The sequence below is a fragment of the Caballeronia glathei genome, from assembly GCF_000698595.1.
In the GTDB taxonomy this organism is placed as follows: Bacteria; Pseudomonadota; Gammaproteobacteria; order Burkholderiales; family Burkholderiaceae; genus Caballeronia; species Caballeronia glathei.
Genome location: NZ_JFHC01000001.1, coordinates 147,585 through 163,101, shown reverse-complemented (window position 1 = coordinate 163,101; position 15,517 = coordinate 147,585). Strand labels below are relative to the sequence as shown.

The following is a 15,517-nucleotide window of genomic DNA, read 5'->3' as shown; positions in this document are numbered from 1 at the left end:
GGGCGGCCTCAGCCTTTCGCGTCCCAGAGGTCGCGAATCGGGCCTGCGTCGGGTGCGGCGAGGCCGAAATGGCGGTACGTCAGCAACGTCGCTACGCGTCCGCGCGGCGTGCGCTGCAAAAAACCCTGCTGGATCAGATAAGGCTCGAGCACGTCTTCGATCGTGTCGCGTTCCTCGCCGATCGCCGCCGCGAGGTTGTCGACGCCGACGGGGCCGCCGTCGAACTTGTGCAGGATCGCTTCCAGCAGCTTGCGGTCCATCAGGTCGAAGCCGACCGGATCGACGTCGAGCATTTTCAGCGCCGCGTCCGCAACCTGCGCCGTGATGTTGCCGTCCGCCTTCACCTCGGCGAAGTCGCGCACGCGCCGCAGCAGGCGGTTCGCGATTCGCGGCGTGCCGCGCGAGCGCTTTGCGATCTCGAGCGCCCCTTCCGGCACGATCTCCGCCTTCAGCAGCGACGCCGACCGCGTGACGATGCGAGCCAGTTCGCTCGCGTTGTAGAACTCGAGCCGCGAGACGATGCCGAAACGGTCGCGCAGCGGATTGGTGAGCATGCCGGCGCGCGTGGTGGCGCCGACGAGCGTGAACGGCTGCAAGTCGAGCTTCACGCTGCGCGCGGCCGGCCCTTCGCCGATCATGATGTCGATCTGATAATCCTCGAGCGCCGGATACAGGATTTCCTCGACGACCGGCGAGAGCCGGTGGATTTCGTCGATGAACAGCACGTCGTTCGCTTCCAGATTCGTGAGCAGCGCCGCCAGGTCGCCCGCGCGCTCCAGCACCGGCCCCGACGTCTGCCGCAGATTCACGCCCATTTCACGCGCGATGATATGTGCGAGCGTGGTCTTGCCGAGGCCCGGCGGGCCGAACAGCAGCACGTGGTCGAGCGCTTCGGAACGCCGCTTCGCGGCTTCGATGAAGATTTCGAGCTGGCCGCGGACCTTTTCCTGCCCGACGTATTCGTCGAGCTGGCGGGGACGCAAGGCGCGCTCGAACGCTTCCTCGTTCGGCGAGACGGGCGTGGCCGAGATGATGCGTTCGGCGGCGAGTTTGTCGGTTTCGATCATGGTTCGATTGTACCGCGTGCCCCACTTGCGCAAAGCTGGCCAAATGGCCGGGTTTCGCGCCGCCTGCAGCCGTGAGAAGCTGGGCCTTCCCGCTCTTCTACTAGCTCTTCGACAGCGCCTTCAACGCAAGCTTGATGCCTTCCGACACCCCGGTGCCGGCCGGAATGTTCTTGACCGCGGCAAGCGCTTCCTTCTCGGAGTAACCCAATGCCAGCAGCGCGTTCAGAATGTCGCCCGCGTGATCCGACGCCGATACCGCGCCCGCCGCCGCGCCCAGATCGGCGCCCAGCTTGCCTTTCAGTTCGAGCAGCAACCGCTCGGCCGTCTTCTTGCCGATGCCGGGCGTGCGCGTCAGGCGCGCCGCGTCCTGCAGCGTCACGGCCTGCGCGAGTTCCTGCACGCTCATGCCGGATAGCACGGCGAGCGCCATCCGCGCGCCGATGCCGCTGATCTTCAGCAGCTCGCGAAACGTCGTGCGCTCCTGCTGCGTGCCGAAGCCGTAGAGCAGATGGGCGTCCTCGCGCACGATCAGCTGCGTGAGCAGCACGACTTTTTCGCCGTTGTGCGGCAGGTTGTAGAACGTGCTCATCGGCACCGCGATTTCATAGCCGACGCCGTTGCAGTCGACGAGCAGGTGCGGCGGGTTTTTTTCCAGCAGAACGCCGGCGATGCGACCGATCATGGTGAGATGCTTTGTATGTTGTTAGCCGATGAGGCGGCCGCGCCGCACGCGCAAGCCCTTCTTTGCAAGCGACGGCGCGATGCCGCCGAGTGTCGCGAGCCCGCCGCCGCCGTGCGCGTGGCAGATTGCCATGCCGAGCGCGTCGGCGGCGTCCGTGCCCGGCACGCCGGAGAGTCCGAGCAGGCGCACGACCATCTGCTGCATCTGTTCCTTGGTGGCGCGCCCATAGCCGACAACCGCCTGTTTCAATTGCAGCGCGGTGTACTCGGAAACCGGGACGCCGCTCGCCACCAGCCCGCAAATGGCGGCGCCGCGCGCCTGGCCGAGCAGGAGCGTCGATTGCGGATTCACGTTGACGAACACCTTCTCGATCGCCGACTGGTCCGGGCCGTGCTGTTTCACGAGCGTCGAGATGCCGTCGAAGATGGTGTTGAGGCGTGAAGGCAGGTCGGCGTCAGCGGTCTTGATGACGCCGCTCGTCACGTAGGTGAGGGTGTGGCCGGTCTTGTCGATGACGCCGAAGCCGGTGACGCGCAGGCCCGGGTCTATGCCGAGGATTCTCATGGCGTCGCTTGAATTCGGAGGCGGGTCGGGGTTGTCGGGTCGCGCACTACGGGTCTCTGGAAACCTGGCATGGCGCTAGTCTATTAGCTTCGCCCCGGACAGGGCAATGCCGGCGGGCCGCGCTGGCAAACCCCCGGCCAGCGCGACGCGGGAACACGAGGCTCAATGTCTGAAGTGACGCGTGCCGGTCAGGATCATCGCGACGTTGTGCTCGTCGGCTGCCGCGACCACTTCGTCGTCGCGCATCGAGCCGCCCGGCTGGATCACGCAGCTCGCGCCTGCGTTCACCACGACGTCGAGGCCGTCGCGGAACGGGAAGAACGCGTCCGACGCCACCGCCGACCCGGTAAGCGTGAGGCCCGCGTTCTGCGCCTTGATGCTCGCGATGCGGGCGGAATCGACGCGGCTCATCTGCCCCGCGCCGACGCCGAGCGTCATGCCGCCGCCGCAGAACACGATCGCGTTCGACTTCACATACTTCGCGACGCGCCACGCGAACATCAGGTCGTCCATTTCCTTCGGCGTCGGATGGCGCCTGGTCACGACGCGCAGTTCATGCGGCTGCACGTTCTTCGAATCGAGCGACTGCACGAGCAGGCCGCCGCCGACGCGCTTCAGGTCGAACGCGTTGTGGCCGTCGCCGAGGGCGATCTGCAGCAGGCGCACGTTCTGCTTGGCGGCGAAGACCTGCTTCGCGGCCTCGCTGAACGACGGCGCGATCAGCACTTCGACGAACTGCTTCGCCACGGCCTGCGCCGCGGATTCGTCGACTTCGCGGTTGAACGCGATGATCCCGCCGAACGCCGAGGTCGGATCGGTCTGGAAAGCCTTCGAGTACGCCTCGTGGGCATTCGCGCCGATCGCCACGCCGCACGGATTCGCGTGCTTGATGATCACGCAGGCGGGCGAATCGAACGTCTTCACGCATTCCCATGCGGCGTCCGAATCGGCGATGTTGTTGTACGACAGCTCCTTGCCCTGCAATTGCCGGTAGTTCGCGAGCGCGCCCGCGGGCGTCGTGAGATCGCGATAGAACGCCGCGCTCTGATGCGGGTTTTCGCCGTAGCGCAGGTCCTGCACCTTGTTGAACGCGAGGTTGAACGTGGCCGGATAGGTGTTGCGGCTCGCGTGCTGAAGTTCTTCCGTGAGGCTCGTCAGGTAGTTCGTGATCGCGCCGTCGTATTGCGCGGTGTGCGCGAAGACCTTCGTGGCAAGCCGGAAATTCGTGGCATAGCCGACCTTGTTGCCGTTCGCGCGCATTTCGTCGAGCACGGTCGCGTAGTCGGCGGGATCGACGACCACCGTCACGTCGCGGTGATTCTTCGCCGCCGAGCGCAGCATCGTCGGGCCGCCGATGTCGATGTTCTCGATCGCGTCTTCCAGCGAGCACTCCGCCTTCGACACCGTCTGCACGAACGGATACAGGTTCACGACGAGCAGGTCGATGGTCGGAATGCCGTGCTGCTCCAGCGCGGCCATGTGCTCGGGCAGGTCGCGGCGCGCGAGGATGCCGCCGTGCACCTTCGGATGCAGCGTCTTCACGCGGCCGTCGAGCATTTCCGGGAAACCGGTGTAATCGGCGACTTCGGTGACGTCGAGACCCGAGTCGGCAAGCAGCTTTGCCGTGCCGCCGGTCGACAGGATCTTGACGCCGAGGTCCGACAGCGATTTCGCAAAATCGACGATGCCGGACTTGTCGGAAACGGAAATGAGCGCTTGCTTGATCATGATGAAGGCTGAAACCGAAGTATATGTACAGGTCGGACCGTCGCGACGGGCCGGAGAATCAAATCAATCCGTGCTGTTGCAGCTTCTTGCGCAGCGTGTTGCGGTTGATGCCGAGATACTCGGCCGCGAGCGACTGATTGCCGCCCGCCTGCTCGAGCACTACTTCGAGCATCGGTTTTTCCACGCACGAGATCACCATGTCGTAGACGTCGTGCGGATTGGAGCCGTCCAGATCCTGAAAGTAGTTGTCCAGGCTCTGGCGGACGCATTGTTCAATGTTATGTCTGCTCATGCGGCTAGTCGGTCTGTGTTGTCATGCGCACCGCACGATTCTTCTTCCCCGGGTCCTTCCGGTTCGCCGTTTTCGTCGGCGTCGTCCACGTAGACGAGACGGTCGGACAGCGCCTTTTGAGCGTCGAAGAATTCGTTTACGGCGAGCAATTGTTCTCGTGTTGAGTCCAGCGTATTCATCCGGTGCCTGAACGTGCCGGCGCCGGAAAGGCCGCGAGTGTACCAGCCGATGTGCTTGCGCGCAGTACGTACGCCCGTGAATTCTCCGTAGAAGGCGTAGTGATCCTCGAGGTGCTCGTTCATGACCTGCTGGATCTCGTCGATGCGCGGCGCCGGCAGATGCTCACCGGTCTGGAGGAAATGCTCGATCTCGCGGAAGAGCCACGGGCGCCCCTGCGCCGCGCGGCCGATCATGATCGCATCGGCGCCGGTTGCGGCCAGCACCTCGCGCGCCTTTTCGGGCGTGGTGATGTCGCCGTTCGCGACCACCGGGATCTTCACCGACGCCTTCACCGCCGCGATGGTTTCGTACTCCGCGTCGCCTTTATACAGGTCGGCGCGGGTGCGGCCGTGGACGGTGAGCATCGAAATGCCCGCGTTCTCGGCGATGCGCGCGATGGTGAGCGCGTTCTTGTTCTCGCGATTCCAGCCGGTGCGGATCTTCAGCGTGACGGGCACCGCGTCGGGCCCGATGCCGACCGCCTGCACGACCGCCTCGACGATCTGCGCGACGAGCGCCTCGTTCTGCAGGAGCGCGGAACCGGCCGCGACGTTGCAGACCTTCTTCGCGGGACAGCCCATGTTGATGTCGATGATCTGCGCGCCGTTCGCCACGTTGTGGCGCGCGGCCTCGGCGAGCATCTGCGGATCGGCGCCCGCGATCTGCACCGAGATCGGCTCGACTTCGCCGGCGTGGTTCGCGCGGCGCATGGTCTTTTCGCTCTTCCACAACTGCGCGTTCGACGCGACCATCTCCGACACCGCATAGCCCGCGCCCATGCGCTTGCACAACTGCCGGAACGGGCGGTCGGTGACGCCCGCCATCGGGGCGACGAACAGGTTGTTGCGAAGGACGTGTGAACCGATGCTGGGCATAAAGCTCGAGGCATCCGCCTTGGGCCGCGGATGCGAAAACGCTGAAGTAAAACGCGTATTTTAACGCGAACGGGCTGCTGAATTTAAGTGCAATCGCGTGCAAGTCTTTAAATCTTCTATGAAAGTCACGCCGTTCATAGAGGATAAGTCGCCCGTTCGCCCAGACAAATGGCGCTTTTCGAACGTTTGCGCGTGCTTTAGCGCCGCTGTCCGAACATCATCTGCCGCGCGAGCGCGGTCTTCACCGGCGGCACGAATTCCAGCGCAGTGAGCGCGAGGCCGCGGATGGCGGCGAGCGGCGCAAAGTCGAGGGTGAAGACGCGCGCGAGCGTGTCGGTGGCGCCAATCGTCAGACGGCGGTCGAGCGCGCGGCGCTGCGCGAAGTGCGAAAGGGCGGGCGTCGTCGCGCCGTGGAGCGAGAGCGCGTCGCCAAGGGCGTGCGCGTCGCGCAGGCCGAGGTTGAGCCCCTGTCCCGCGACCGGGTGCAGCGTCTGCGCCGCGTTGCCGATCGCGACCGCGCGCCGGTCGACGAGCGCATGAAGCGCATTCAGGCCGAGCGCGAAGGTGGCGCGCCCCTTGATGTGCGTGAAGCGGCCCATGCGCTCGCCGAACGCCGCGCCGAGTTCCGCGAGCAGCGCGTCGTCGGGAAGCTGCGCGCGGCGTGCGGCCTCGCCGGGCGTGCAGCACCAGACGAGCGAGTAGTCCGCATGGCGCGCGCCGCCGCACGGCAGCAGCGCGATCGGGCCTTCGCGCGTGAAGCGCTCCCACGCGACGTTCGGCTGCGGCGCCGACACGCTGACCGTCCCGACGATCGCCGTCTGGCCGTAGTCGCGGGCGTGTTCGCGGGTGTCCTGATACAAACCGCCTTCGGCGTTCACGAGGACGCGCGCGCGCAAAGTGCGCTCGCCGCTCGCGGACTGGAGGGGCAGCGTGACGCCTTCGTGATCCTGCATCGGCGCGAGCGCGGTGGTTTCGGTGAACCAGTGCACGGCGGTTTCGCGCACCGCCTTCGCGAGTGTGCTCACGAGCGAGCCGTAGCGGACCACGTAGCCGAGCGCAGGCAGTTCGTGCTCGTCGTGTTCGATCAGCGTGCGCCCGAAGTGCCCGCGCTGCGAGACGTGGATGCGCCGGATCGGCGTGGCGTCGGCGGGAAAGCCGAGCGGCTCGAGCATCATGCGGCTGCCGTGCGACAGCGCGAGCGCGCGCGGATCGGTCAGCGCCACGTCCGGCGTGCGGGCGTCGATCAGCGCAACGGAAAGCCGCGAGGTCGCGCTGCGCCGCATGAGCCAGCCCGCGAGCGCGAGTCCTACCGGGCCCGCGCCGACGATCGCGATGTCGAAGTCGAATTGTCCGGTGGTCGTTTCGTTCATGGTCGATTGGTGTCCGGCGAGCGCATCAGCGCTTCGATCTCATCGGCGCCGACCGGCACTTCGCGCGTGATCAGCTCACAGCCCGCGGGCGTGACGATCGCGTCGTCCTCGATGCGGATGCCGATGTTCCAGTAGCGCTCCGGGACGCCGTCGGCGGGGCGCACGTAGAGGCCCGGCTCGACGGTCAGCGCCATGCCCGCCTCGAGCGTGCGCCACGGCCGCGCGCCCTCGCCGTCGAGCGGGCCGCCGGCGTCGCGGTAGTCGCCCGCGTCGTGCACGTCCATGCCGATCCAGTGCCCCGTGCGATGCATGTAGAAGGGCAGGTAGGCGCGCTGGGCGATCACGTCGTCGACGGTCGCGAACTTCTGCTGGTCGACGATGCCCGTATCCAGCAGACCCTGCGACAGCACCCGCAGCGCGGCCTGATGCGGCGCGTCGAAGCTCGCGCCCGCGCGCGTCGCGTCGACGGCCGCGGTCTGCGCGGCGAGCACGATGTCGTAGAGTTCGCGCTGCGCGGCCGTGAAGCGGCCGCTCGCGGGGAACGTGCGGGTGATGTCCGAGGCATAGCCGTCGAGCTCGCATGCGGCGTCGATCAGGATCAGGTCGCCTTCCTGAATGATCGCGTTGCCCGCCGGATAGTGCAGCACGCAGGCGTTCGCGCCGGTGGCGACGATCGACCCGTAGGCGGGCGCCTGCGCGCCGTGGCGGCGGAACGTGTACAGCAGTTCGGCTTCGAGCTCGTACTCGCGCATGCCCGGTCGGCACGCATGCATCGCGCGGCGGTGCGCTTCGGCCGAAATCGACGCCGCGCGGCGCATGATCGCGGTTTCGTGGGCGTCCTTGATCACGCGCATCTCGTCGAGAAGCGGCAGCAGGTGTTGCGCCCTCGACGGCGCGCGCACCCCGTTGCGCCCCTGCGCGCGCACGGCGGACAGCCAACGGCGCACGTTCTCGTCGAGTTCCGCCGACGTGCCGAGCGCGTAGTGCAGCGCGGGCGCGTCGGCGATGAGGCGCGGCATGTGCTCGTCGAGCGCGTCGATGGGAAACGCGGCGTCGAAGCCGAACGCGTCGCGGGCGCCTTCGGGGCCGTAGCGGAAGCCATCCCACGTTTCGCGTTCGGCGTTCTTCTCGCGGCAGAACAGGATCGACGACTGGCCATTCTTCGCGTCGGCGTCGAGCACGAGCGTCGCCTCGGGTTCGGTGAAGCCCGTCAGGTAATAGAAGTAGCTGTCGTGGCGAAACGGATAGTCGGCGTCGCGGTTGCGCAGGACTTCCGGTGCGGTCGGCAGGATCGCGACGCCGCCGCCCGACTCGCGCAACGCCGCGAGAACGCGCGCGCGGCGGGCACGGTAGACGTCGACGGCAATCGGCCGGGCGGGATCGGTGTGTGAGTTCATGCAGCGATTGTAGCGCCCGTCATTGAATGGCGGGCGCCTCGGCGTGCCCCGCGCGGTGGCCCGGGGCACGCCGCCGCTCAGCGGTTCGCCGGAATCACTCGCTCGTCGGGCGGTTGCGCACGCTGCCCGCGACCAGGTCGAAGCGGAACAGCCGGCATTCGAGCGCGCCGTTGAAAAGCGGCGTTTTCGTCGACTCGCGCAGGCGCATGAGGCCCGGCAGCTTGCGGTCAGACGTCAAGACGTAGGCGCGCCAGCCGGGAAAGCGCTGCTTGAGCGCATTGCCGAACGAGACGAAGAATTCCGCGTCGGCGGGATCGGGTTGAGCGCGGGTGAACGCGTCGTCGTCGTCCTCGCGCCGGCCGCGGCCGGTGTCGCGGAGTTCGCCGCGCGGCCCGCGCCCACGCACTTCGATCCGCTCGCCATACGGCGGATTCGCGACCAGGATGCCGGGTGCATCGGCGGGCGGCACCATGTTGCGCGCGTCGAGCTGTTTGAGCGACAGATCCGGCAGCCCCGCGCGATCCAGGTTGGCGCGCGCCTTCTCCAGCATGTCGCCGGAGATGTCGCTGCCGAAAATCTGCAGGTCGGCACGCGATGCGCGCGCCGCGCGTTTCGCATCGACGGCGGCCACCTTGAGCTTCTGCCACGCGTTCACGTCGTATTGCTTCAGCTTTTCGAAGCCGAACCGGCGCTCGACGCCCGGCGCGATGTCAAGCGCCACTTGCGCGGCTTCCGCGAGAAACGTGCCGCTGCCGCACATCGGATCGTAGAGCGGCGTGCCGGGCGTCCAGCCGGTCAGGCGCAGAATGCCCGCCGCGAGGTTTTCGCGCAGCGGTGCCGCGCCCTTGTCGAGCCGCCAGCCGCGCTTGAAGAGCGGTTCGCCGGAGGTGTCGAGGTAGAGCGTGCATTCGTTGATCGTGAGGAACGCGAAGACGCGCACGTCGGGCTGCGCGGTATCGATGCTCGGACGCGATCCGCTCAGTTCGCGCAGGCGGTCGCAGACGGCGTCCTTCACGCGCAGCGTCGCGAACTCGAGGCTGCGCAGCGGCGACTTGATCGCCGTGATGTCGACGCGCATCGTCTGGTTCGGCGTGAACCACTGTTCCCACTGCTGCTGATAGGCGAGCTCGTAGATGTCGTTTTCGTTGCGATACGGACCGTGCGCGATTTTCAGCAGCACGCGGCTCGCGATGCGCGAATGCAGGTTCGCCGCCATGCCCGCCGCCCAGCCGCCGCGAAAGTGCACGCCGCCCGGCACATGCGCGCCGGCCTTGAACGCGGCCCCGCCGAGATGGCGCGCCCCGATCTCGGCGAGTTCCGCGGCGAGCGGCGCTTCGAGGCCGCGCGGGCAGGGGACAAACCAGTCGAAAAGGGGAGGAGCCATGGGTGCGGTGCCAGAAGGGTTCTATAAAGGCGACATTGTACGCGGGGGCGGCGCGGCGGCGTTTGCTGCGGCGAACGCCTGCGCGCGTTCAGCGCGCGTATCGTTTTGCCTGTTCGTTGCGCCCGTTCGTTGCAGCCCATTCGTTGCAGTCCGTTCCTTGCAACCCATTCGCCGGAAGCGAAAACGCCAGAGCCCCGCGAATCGCGGGGCTCTGGCGTCGTTGCGTGATGAAACGGTCCGTGATGTCACGCGTCACACGGACCGCAGGCTCAATCAACCGCCTTCATCATGTCTTCCACGACCTTCTTCGCGTCGCCGAAGACCATCATCGTCTTGTCCATGTAGAACAACTCGTTGTCGAGACCGGCGTAGCCCGCCGCCATCGACCGCTTGTTCACGATGATCGTGCGTGCCTTGTAAGCTTCCAGAATCGGCATGCCCGCGATCGGCGATGTCGGATCGGTCTTCGCCGCCGGATTCACCACGTCGTTCGCGCCGAGCACGAGCACCACGTCGGTCTGGCCGAACTCGCTGTTGATGTCCTCCATCTCATGCACGAGTTCGTACGGCACTTCCGCTTCCGCGAGCAGCACGTTCATGTGTCCCGGCATCCGCCCGGCGACCGGGTGGATCGCATAGCGCACATCGATGCCCTTCTCGACCAGCTTGTCGGTGAGTTCCTTCAGCGCGTGCTGCGCGCGGGCAACCGCGAGGCCGTAGCCCGGCACGATCACCACGGTCTCGGCGTTGCCGAGCATGAACGCGGCGTCGTCGGCCGAACCCGACTTCACCGGACGCTGCTCCTGTTCGCCGCCCGCCGCCGCCGCGCCCGCCTCGCCGCCGAAGCCGCCGAGAATCACGTTGAAGAACGACCGGTTCATCGCCTTGCACATGATGTACGACAGGATCGCGCCCGAGGAGCCCACCAGCGACCCGGCAATGATCAGCATCGCGTTGTTCAGCGAGAAGCCGATGCCCGCCGCCGCCCACCCGGAGTACGAGTTGAGCATCGACACGACCACCGGCATGTCCGCGCCGCCGATCGGGATGATGATCAGCACGCCGAGCGCGAAGGCGATCAGCGTCATGATCACGAACGGCAGCCACGCCTGCGTCATCATGAAGATGATGCCGAAGCCGACCATCGCGATGGCGAGCAGCAGGTTGATCATGTGCTGGCCCGGATACACGACCGGCGCGCCCTTGAAGAGGCGGAACTTGTACTTGCCCGAGAGCTTGCCGAACGCGATGACCGAACCCGAGAACGTGATCGCGCCGACGAACGTGCCGATGAACAACTCGACGCGGTTACCGTACGGAATCGGATAGCCCGGAGCGGCAAGGCCGAACGCGGACGGCTCGGCCACCACCGCATAAGCGATGCAGACCGCCGCGAGACCGATCAGCGAGTGCATCGCCGCGACGAGTTCCGGCATCTTGGTCATCTCGACTTTCGCCGCGATGTACGCGCCCGCCGCGCCGCCGATGATCAGCGCCGCGAACAGCAGCCCGAGGCCGAAGCCGAGGTTCGAGCCGAGCAGCGACGCCTGCTTCACGATCAGCGCGAGCGTGGTGAGGATGGCGATCGCCATGCCCGCCATGCCGAACGTGTTGCCGATGCGCGCGGTCTTCGGATTGGACAAGCCCTTTAGCGCCTGGATGAAGCACACCGAGGCGACGAGATAAAGGAGAGTGACGACGTTAAGGCTCATTTACGCGCCCTCCTTGCTCGTGATCTTCTTCGGTTCTTTCTTCTTGAACATTTCGAGCATTCGCCGTGTCACGAGAAAGCCGCCGAACACGTTCACCGCGGCGAGCACCACCGCGAGCGTGCCGAAGAACTTGCTGGTGCCGCTGACCGTGAGGCCGGTCGCGAGCATCGCGCCGACGATCACGATCGCCGAAATCGCGTTGGTCACGGCCATGAGCGGCGTGTGCAGCGCGGGCGTGACGTTCCAGACCACGTGATAGCCGACGTAGATCGCCAGCACGAAGATGATCAGGTTGATCACCGTATGGTTGATGATATCCACTTCCATGTCTCTCTCCGTGTCATGCCGATGCAGCTCGCGTGACCTGTCCGTCGCGGCACTGGAGCGTGGCCGCGACGATGTCGTCCGCGAGATCGATGTTGAGCGTGCCTTCCTTCGTGATGATCAGCTTGAGGAAGTCGAGCAGGTTGCGCGCGTAGAGCGCCGAGGCGTCGGCCGAGACCATTGATGCGAGATTGGTATAACCGACGATATGCACGCCATGCTTCATCACCGCCTGGTCCACTTCGGTGAGCGGACAGTTGCCGCCGCGCCGGCCTTCGTGCTCGGGCCCGCGCCCGGCAGCGAGGTCGATGATCACGGAGCCCGGCTTCATGTGCTTCACCGTTTCCACGGAGAGCAGCGTCGGCGCGGGGCGGCCCGGAATCAGCGCCGTGGAGATCACGATATCGGCCGCCTTGGCACGCTCGTGCACCTGCGCGGCCTGCCGCGCGAGCCAGCTGGGCGGCATCGGACGCGCATAGCCGCCCACGCCTTGAGCCGCTTCGCGTTCCTCATCGGTTTCGAAGGGCACGTCGACGAACTTCGCGCCCAATGATTCGATTTGCTCCTTAACGGCCGGACGCACATCCGACGCTTCCACCACGGCACCGAGCCGCTTGGCGGTGGCGATCGCCTGCAGGCCCGCGACACCCGCGCCCAGCACCAGCACGCGCGCCGCTTTCACGGTGCCCGCGGCGGTCATCAGCATCGGCATGAAGCGCTGATACAGGTTGGCCGCGACCAGCACCGCCTTGTAGCCCGCGATGTTGGCCTGAGACGACAGTACGTCGAGGCTTTGCGCGCGCGTCGTGCGCGGCGCGGCTTCGAGCGCGAACGCCGTTATGCCGGTTGCGGCCAGCCGCGCGGTGTTGTCGGTGTTGAAAGGATCGAGCATGCCGGCAAGCACTGCGCCGCGTTTGAGAAGCGGCAGCTCGGCTTCGCTCGGGGACTGGACTTTGAGAACGATATCGGCGGAAAAAGCGGTGTTCGCATCGACGATATCGGCGCCCGCTTGCGCGTACGCATCGTCGATATAGCTCGCCGGCAGGCCCGCGCCGCTTTGCACCGAAACCTGGTGACCTTGCGACACGAGCTTCTTTACCGTCTCGGGCGTGGCGGCGACGCGCGCCTCGTTCGCCCGCGTTTCAGCAGGCACTCCGATGTGCATCTTTGAATCCTCCTGTTTTTCTACACACGCGCGGTTCAAGGCGCGCGGGGCAAAGGCTGAGTTTTGGTATTCAATAGCTTGGGGCAAACGGCTACCCGCAACTGTAACCGAAGAAAGTCGTGAGAAATATCCGATCCGGCACTTCTTTGGCGCACGTTTTGTCTCGTTACGCGTAAAAGCGCGTGAACCGGTAAAATATCGACCCATGAAATCTGACCAGTGGGCTCCGCATGTCACGGTGGCGGCCGTCGTCGAGCAGGAAGGGCGCTTTCTCGTGATCGAGGAGCACACCTCGGCCGGGCTGCGGATCAACCAGCCGGCGGGTCATCTGGAAGCGGGCGAGACGCTCGTCGACGCCGTCGTTCGCGAAACACTCGAGGAAACCGCGCACCGCTTCGTGCCGGAAGCGCTCGTCGGGGTCTACATGACGCATTTCGAGCGGCCGGGCGTGGGCGTCACGTATGTGCGGTTCACGTTCTGCGGCAAGGCGCGGGAGGAGGCGCCGGGCCGTACGCTCGACGACGGCATCGTGCGCGCGATGTGGCTCACCGCCGACGAACTGCGCGCCTGCATGGCGCGCCATCGCACGCCGCTCGTCATGAAATGTGTCGACGATTACCTCGCCGGGCGGCGCGTGCCGCTCGACTTCATCCATACACATTCGGTAGCGCCGGTCGTGCGGGCCTGATTCCTTTGCCCGCCACGCGCGCCTTCAAGCAAATCGGTAGCAACATGGGCAAGCAAAAAGTCGTGGTGGGCATGTCGGGCGGCGTGGATTCGTCGGTGACGGCGTGGCTTCTCAAGGAGCAGGGGTACGACGTCGTCGGCCTCTTCATGAAGAACTGGGAAGACGACGACGACAGCGAGTACTGCTCGACGCGGCAGGACTGGATCGACGTGGTATCGGTGGCGGATCTGATCGGCATCGACGTCGAGGCGGTCAATTTTGCCGCCGAATACAAGGACCGCGTGTTCGCCGAGTTCCTGCGGGAGTACTCGGCCGGCCGCACGCCGAATCCGGATGTCCTGTGCAACGCCGAGATCAAGTTCAAGGCGTTCCTCGATCACGCGATGTCGCTCGGCGCCGAAACCATCGCGACCGGCCACTACGCACGCGTGCGTGAGCAGGAGGGTCTTTTCCAGTTGCTGAAGGCCACCGATTCGACCAAGGACCAGTCGTACTTCCTGCATCGGCTGAATCAGCAGCAGTTGTCGAAGACGCTCTTTCCGCTCGGCGAAATCCCGAAGACGAAGGTGCGCGAGATCGCGGCGCAGATCGGCCTGCCGAACGCGAAGAAGAAGGATTCGACTGGCATCTGCTTCATCGGTGAGCGGCCGTTCCGCGAATTCCTCAACCGCTATCTGCCGACGAAGCCCGGCCCGATGAAGACGCCCGACGGCAAGACGATCGGCGAGCACATCGGCCTCGCGTTCTACACGTTCGGGCAGAGGAAGGGCATCGGTATCGGCGGGGCGAAGGACGGCAGCGGCGAGCCGTGGTTCGTGGCGGGCAAGGACATGGCGAGCAATACGCTCTACGTGGTGCAGGGGCACGATCACCCGTGGCTGCTCGCGCAAACGCTGATCGCGGGAAATACGAGCTGGGTGGCGGGCACGGCGCCAGAGGAAGGCGCGGCGGGCGGCGCGAAGACGCGCTATCGGCAGGCGGACGCCGCGTGCCGGTTCGCGGCGCTGGCGGACGGACGCTTCGGGTTGCATTTCGACGACGCGCAGTGGGCCGTGACGCCCGGGCAGTCGGCCGTGTTGTATCAAGGCGACGTATGTCTTGGCGGCGGCATCATCGAACACGCGGCCACGGCGCAGCCGATGCCCCACACGGGCGAGCCGGCGTTGCTGTCCGCGCGATAGGCGGGCATCCGGTTCAGCAAGGCGGGCTTCGGCCCGCTTTTTTTTATCTTCAATTGTCTTCAATCAAGGCGAAAACTTTTTTGATACAAGCCCTTGACTGTCTACCTAGTAGTAGATAAAGTTCGGGTCAAGGACGAAAGACATGGACAAGAACACCGTACGCGAACAACTGCTGGAACATGCCCAGGTGCTGCTGATGACACGCGGCTACAACGGTTTCAGCTACCGGGATCTGTCGGCGCTGGTGGGCGTGAAGACATCGAGCATCCATTACTACTTCCCGTCGAAGGAAGATCTGGCGCTCGAAGCGGTCAACACGTACAGCGCGGATGTGCTCTCGTCGATCTACGCGATCGACAGCTCCGCTCCCGCCGACAAGAAGCTCGACCGTTACGCGCGGCTCTTCGGCAGGATCGTCGGCGAGGGCGACCAGATATGCCTGTGCGGCATGCTCGCGGCGGATATCGAGTCGTTGCCGGAGAAGGTCCGGCACGCGGTGCAGGCGTTCTTCAAGGCCAACGAGAACTGGCTTGCCAGGATTCTCGCCGAAGGCGAAGCGCAGCAGACACTGAACGCCAACGGCCAGCCGGAAGCCGCGGCGCGGGCGTTGTACGCGGCGTTCCAGGGCAGTTTGCTGGCGTGCCGGCTGTTTCAAACGAAGACGCGGCTCGACGAAATCGTGCAAGGCGTCAAGCGATAGCGGTTCGGGGTGTGGATAAGTGACCGAAATTGCGCTTGAATTGCGTGCAGCAATCTATCTTTAAGTAGATAGATTTTGGCGAGATATCCGCAATACATGCAATAACGGACCTGTCGTGCGCTTGTCTGCGGGTATCGCAGGCCATACGGCGGAATGAAGTGTGAAGTTA

General features: G+C 65.6%; 15 protein-coding genes. 3 read left to right on the top strand and 12 right to left on the bottom strand.

From position 1 onward, the window contains the following. Positions 1 to 8 precede the first annotated feature (8 nt). From ruvB to BG61_RS00710, 12 genes are all read right to left on the bottom strand, one after another. Positions 9 to 1,067: a Holliday junction branch migration DNA helicase RuvB gene (ruvB, locus tag BG61_RS00765; RefSeq protein ID WP_035941175.1), complete on the bottom strand. Its 1,059-nt coding sequence runs from the start codon at positions 1,065 to 1,067 to the stop codon at positions 9 to 11. Between the two features lie 100 nt (positions 1,068 to 1,167). Further along, positions 1,168 to 1,749: a Holliday junction branch migration protein RuvA gene (gene ruvA, locus BG61_RS00760; protein ID WP_035941173.1), complete on the bottom strand. Its 582-nt coding sequence runs from the start codon at positions 1,747 to 1,749 to the stop codon at positions 1,168 to 1,170. 21 nt (positions 1,750 to 1,770) lie between these two features. Beyond that, entirely contained in the window at positions 1,771 to 2,313 is a 543-nt protein-coding gene (gene ruvC / locus BG61_RS00755) for a crossover junction endodeoxyribonuclease RuvC (RefSeq protein WP_035941171.1), read from the bottom strand. A 162-nt stretch (positions 2,314 to 2,475) separates the two neighbouring features. Next, positions 2,476 to 4,041 (bottom strand): bifunctional phosphoribosylaminoimidazolecarboxamide formyltransferase/IMP cyclohydrolase, encoded by a 1,566-nt coding sequence (purH, locus tag BG61_RS00750; RefSeq protein ID WP_035941168.1) that lies wholly within the window; start codon positions 4,039 to 4,041, stop codon positions 2,476 to 2,478. 58 nt (positions 4,042 to 4,099) lie between these two features. Continuing rightward, the gene (locus tag BG61_RS00745; protein ID WP_008351548.1) at positions 4,100 to 4,333 is read right to left on the bottom strand and encodes a Fis family transcriptional regulator; all 234 of its coding nucleotides are present in this window, start codon (positions 4,331 to 4,333) and stop codon (positions 4,100 to 4,102) included. Then, the gene (gene dusB / locus BG61_RS00740) at positions 4,330 to 5,427 is read right to left on the bottom strand and encodes a tRNA dihydrouridine synthase DusB (RefSeq protein WP_035941166.1); all 1,098 of its coding nucleotides are present in this window, start codon (positions 5,425 to 5,427) and stop codon (positions 4,330 to 4,332) included. The genes BG61_RS00745 and dusB overlap by 4 nt, the downstream gene beginning before the upstream one ends. Before the next feature lie 197 nt (positions 5,428 to 5,624). Beyond that, positions 5,625 to 6,797, bottom strand: coding sequence for a UbiH/UbiF/VisC/COQ6 family ubiquinone biosynthesis hydroxylase (locus BG61_RS00735; RefSeq protein WP_035941164.1), 1,173 nt, complete (start codon positions 6,795 to 6,797; stop codon positions 5,625 to 5,627). After that, entirely contained in the window at positions 6,794 to 8,194 is a 1,401-nt protein-coding gene (locus tag BG61_RS00730) for an aminopeptidase P N-terminal domain-containing protein (RefSeq protein WP_035941162.1), read from the bottom strand. The genes BG61_RS00735 and BG61_RS00730 overlap by 4 nt, the downstream gene beginning before the upstream one ends. Before the next feature lie 94 nt (positions 8,195 to 8,288). Further along, positions 8,289 to 9,578 (bottom strand): THUMP domain-containing class I SAM-dependent RNA methyltransferase, encoded by a 1,290-nt coding sequence (locus BG61_RS00725; RefSeq protein WP_035941160.1) that lies wholly within the window; start codon positions 9,576 to 9,578, stop codon positions 8,289 to 8,291. A gap of 269 nt (positions 9,579 to 9,847) precedes the next feature. Then, the gene (locus tag BG61_RS00720) at positions 9,848 to 11,290 is read right to left on the bottom strand and encodes an NAD(P)(+) transhydrogenase (Re/Si-specific) subunit beta (RefSeq protein ID WP_035941158.1); all 1,443 of its coding nucleotides are present in this window, start codon (positions 11,288 to 11,290) and stop codon (positions 9,848 to 9,850) included. Beyond that, entirely contained in the window at positions 11,291 to 11,611 is a 321-nt protein-coding gene (locus BG61_RS00715) for an NAD(P) transhydrogenase subunit alpha part 2 (RefSeq protein WP_035941507.1), read from the bottom strand. A gap of 19 nt (positions 11,612 to 11,630) precedes the next feature. Next, a complete protein-coding gene (locus BG61_RS00710) occupies positions 11,631 to 12,779 on the bottom strand; it encodes a Re/Si-specific NAD(P)(+) transhydrogenase subunit alpha (RefSeq protein ID WP_035941155.1) in 1,149 nt (382 codons plus the stop codon). 205 nt (positions 12,780 to 12,984) lie between these two features. Here BG61_RS00710 and BG61_RS00705 point away from each other — a divergent pair, with 205 nt between their 5' ends. The 3 genes from BG61_RS00705 to BG61_RS00695 all read left to right on the top strand — a co-directional run bounded on the left by BG61_RS00705 (position 12,985) and on the right by BG61_RS00695 (position 15,348). Further along, positions 12,985 to 13,467, top strand: a complete 483-nt coding sequence (locus tag BG61_RS00705) for an NUDIX hydrolase (RefSeq protein WP_174479696.1) — start codon at positions 12,985 to 12,987, stop codon at positions 13,465 to 13,467. A 44-nt stretch (positions 13,468 to 13,511) separates the two neighbouring features. Next, on the top strand, positions 13,512 to 14,648 hold the full coding sequence (gene mnmA / locus BG61_RS00700) for a tRNA 2-thiouridine(34) synthase MnmA (RefSeq protein ID WP_035941151.1): 1,137 nt from the start codon (positions 13,512 to 13,514) through the stop codon (positions 14,646 to 14,648). Positions 14,649 to 14,790: 142 nt separating this feature from the next. Then, positions 14,791 to 15,348: a TetR/AcrR family transcriptional regulator gene (locus BG61_RS00695; RefSeq protein ID WP_035941149.1), complete on the top strand. Its 558-nt coding sequence runs from the start codon at positions 14,791 to 14,793 to the stop codon at positions 15,346 to 15,348. Positions 15,349 to 15,517 lie beyond the last annotated feature (169 nt).

Coding starts and splice junctions, on each gene's coding strand:
- purH (WP_035941168.1), bottom strand. CDS start 4,041: ATGATCAAGCAAGCGCTCATTTCCGTTTCCGACAAGTCCGGCATCGTC.
- ruvC (WP_035941171.1), bottom strand. CDS start 2,313: ATGAGAATCCTCGGCATAGACCCGGGCCTGCGCGTCACCGGCTTCGGC.
- mnmA (WP_035941151.1), top strand. CDS start 13,512: ATGGGCAAGCAAAAAGTCGTGGTGGGCATGTCGGGCGGCGTGGATTCG.
- ruvB (WP_035941175.1), bottom strand. CDS start 1,067: ATGATCGAAACCGACAAACTCGCCGCCGAACGCATCATCTCGGCCACG.
- BG61_RS00695 (WP_035941149.1), top strand. CDS start 14,791: ATGGACAAGAACACCGTACGCGAACAACTGCTGGAACATGCCCAGGTG.
- BG61_RS00735 (WP_035941164.1), bottom strand. CDS start 6,797: ATGAACGAAACGACCACCGGACAATTCGACTTCGACATCGCGATCGTC.
- BG61_RS00720 (WP_035941158.1), bottom strand. CDS start 11,290: ATGAGCCTTAACGTCGTCACTCTCCTTTATCTCGTCGCCTCGGTGTGC.
- BG61_RS00705 (WP_174479696.1), top strand. CDS start 12,985: ATGAAATCTGACCAGTGGGCTCCGCATGTCACGGTGGCGGCCGTCGTC.
- BG61_RS00730 (WP_035941162.1), bottom strand. CDS start 8,194: ATGAACTCACACACCGATCCCGCCCGGCCGATTGCCGTCGACGTCTAC.
- BG61_RS00725 (WP_035941160.1), bottom strand. CDS start 9,578: ATGGCTCCTCCCCTTTTCGACTGGTTTGTCCCCTGCCCGCGCGGCCTC.
- ruvA (WP_035941173.1), bottom strand. CDS start 1,749: ATGATCGGTCGCATCGCCGGCGTTCTGCTGGAAAAAAACCCGCCGCAC.
- BG61_RS00745 (WP_008351548.1), bottom strand. CDS start 4,333: ATGAGCAGACATAACATTGAACAATGCGTCCGCCAGAGCCTGGACAAC.
- dusB (WP_035941166.1), bottom strand. CDS start 5,427: ATGCCCAGCATCGGTTCACACGTCCTTCGCAACAACCTGTTCGTCGCC.
- BG61_RS00710 (WP_035941155.1), bottom strand. CDS start 12,779: ATGCACATCGGAGTGCCTGCTGAAACGCGGGCGAACGAGGCGCGCGTC.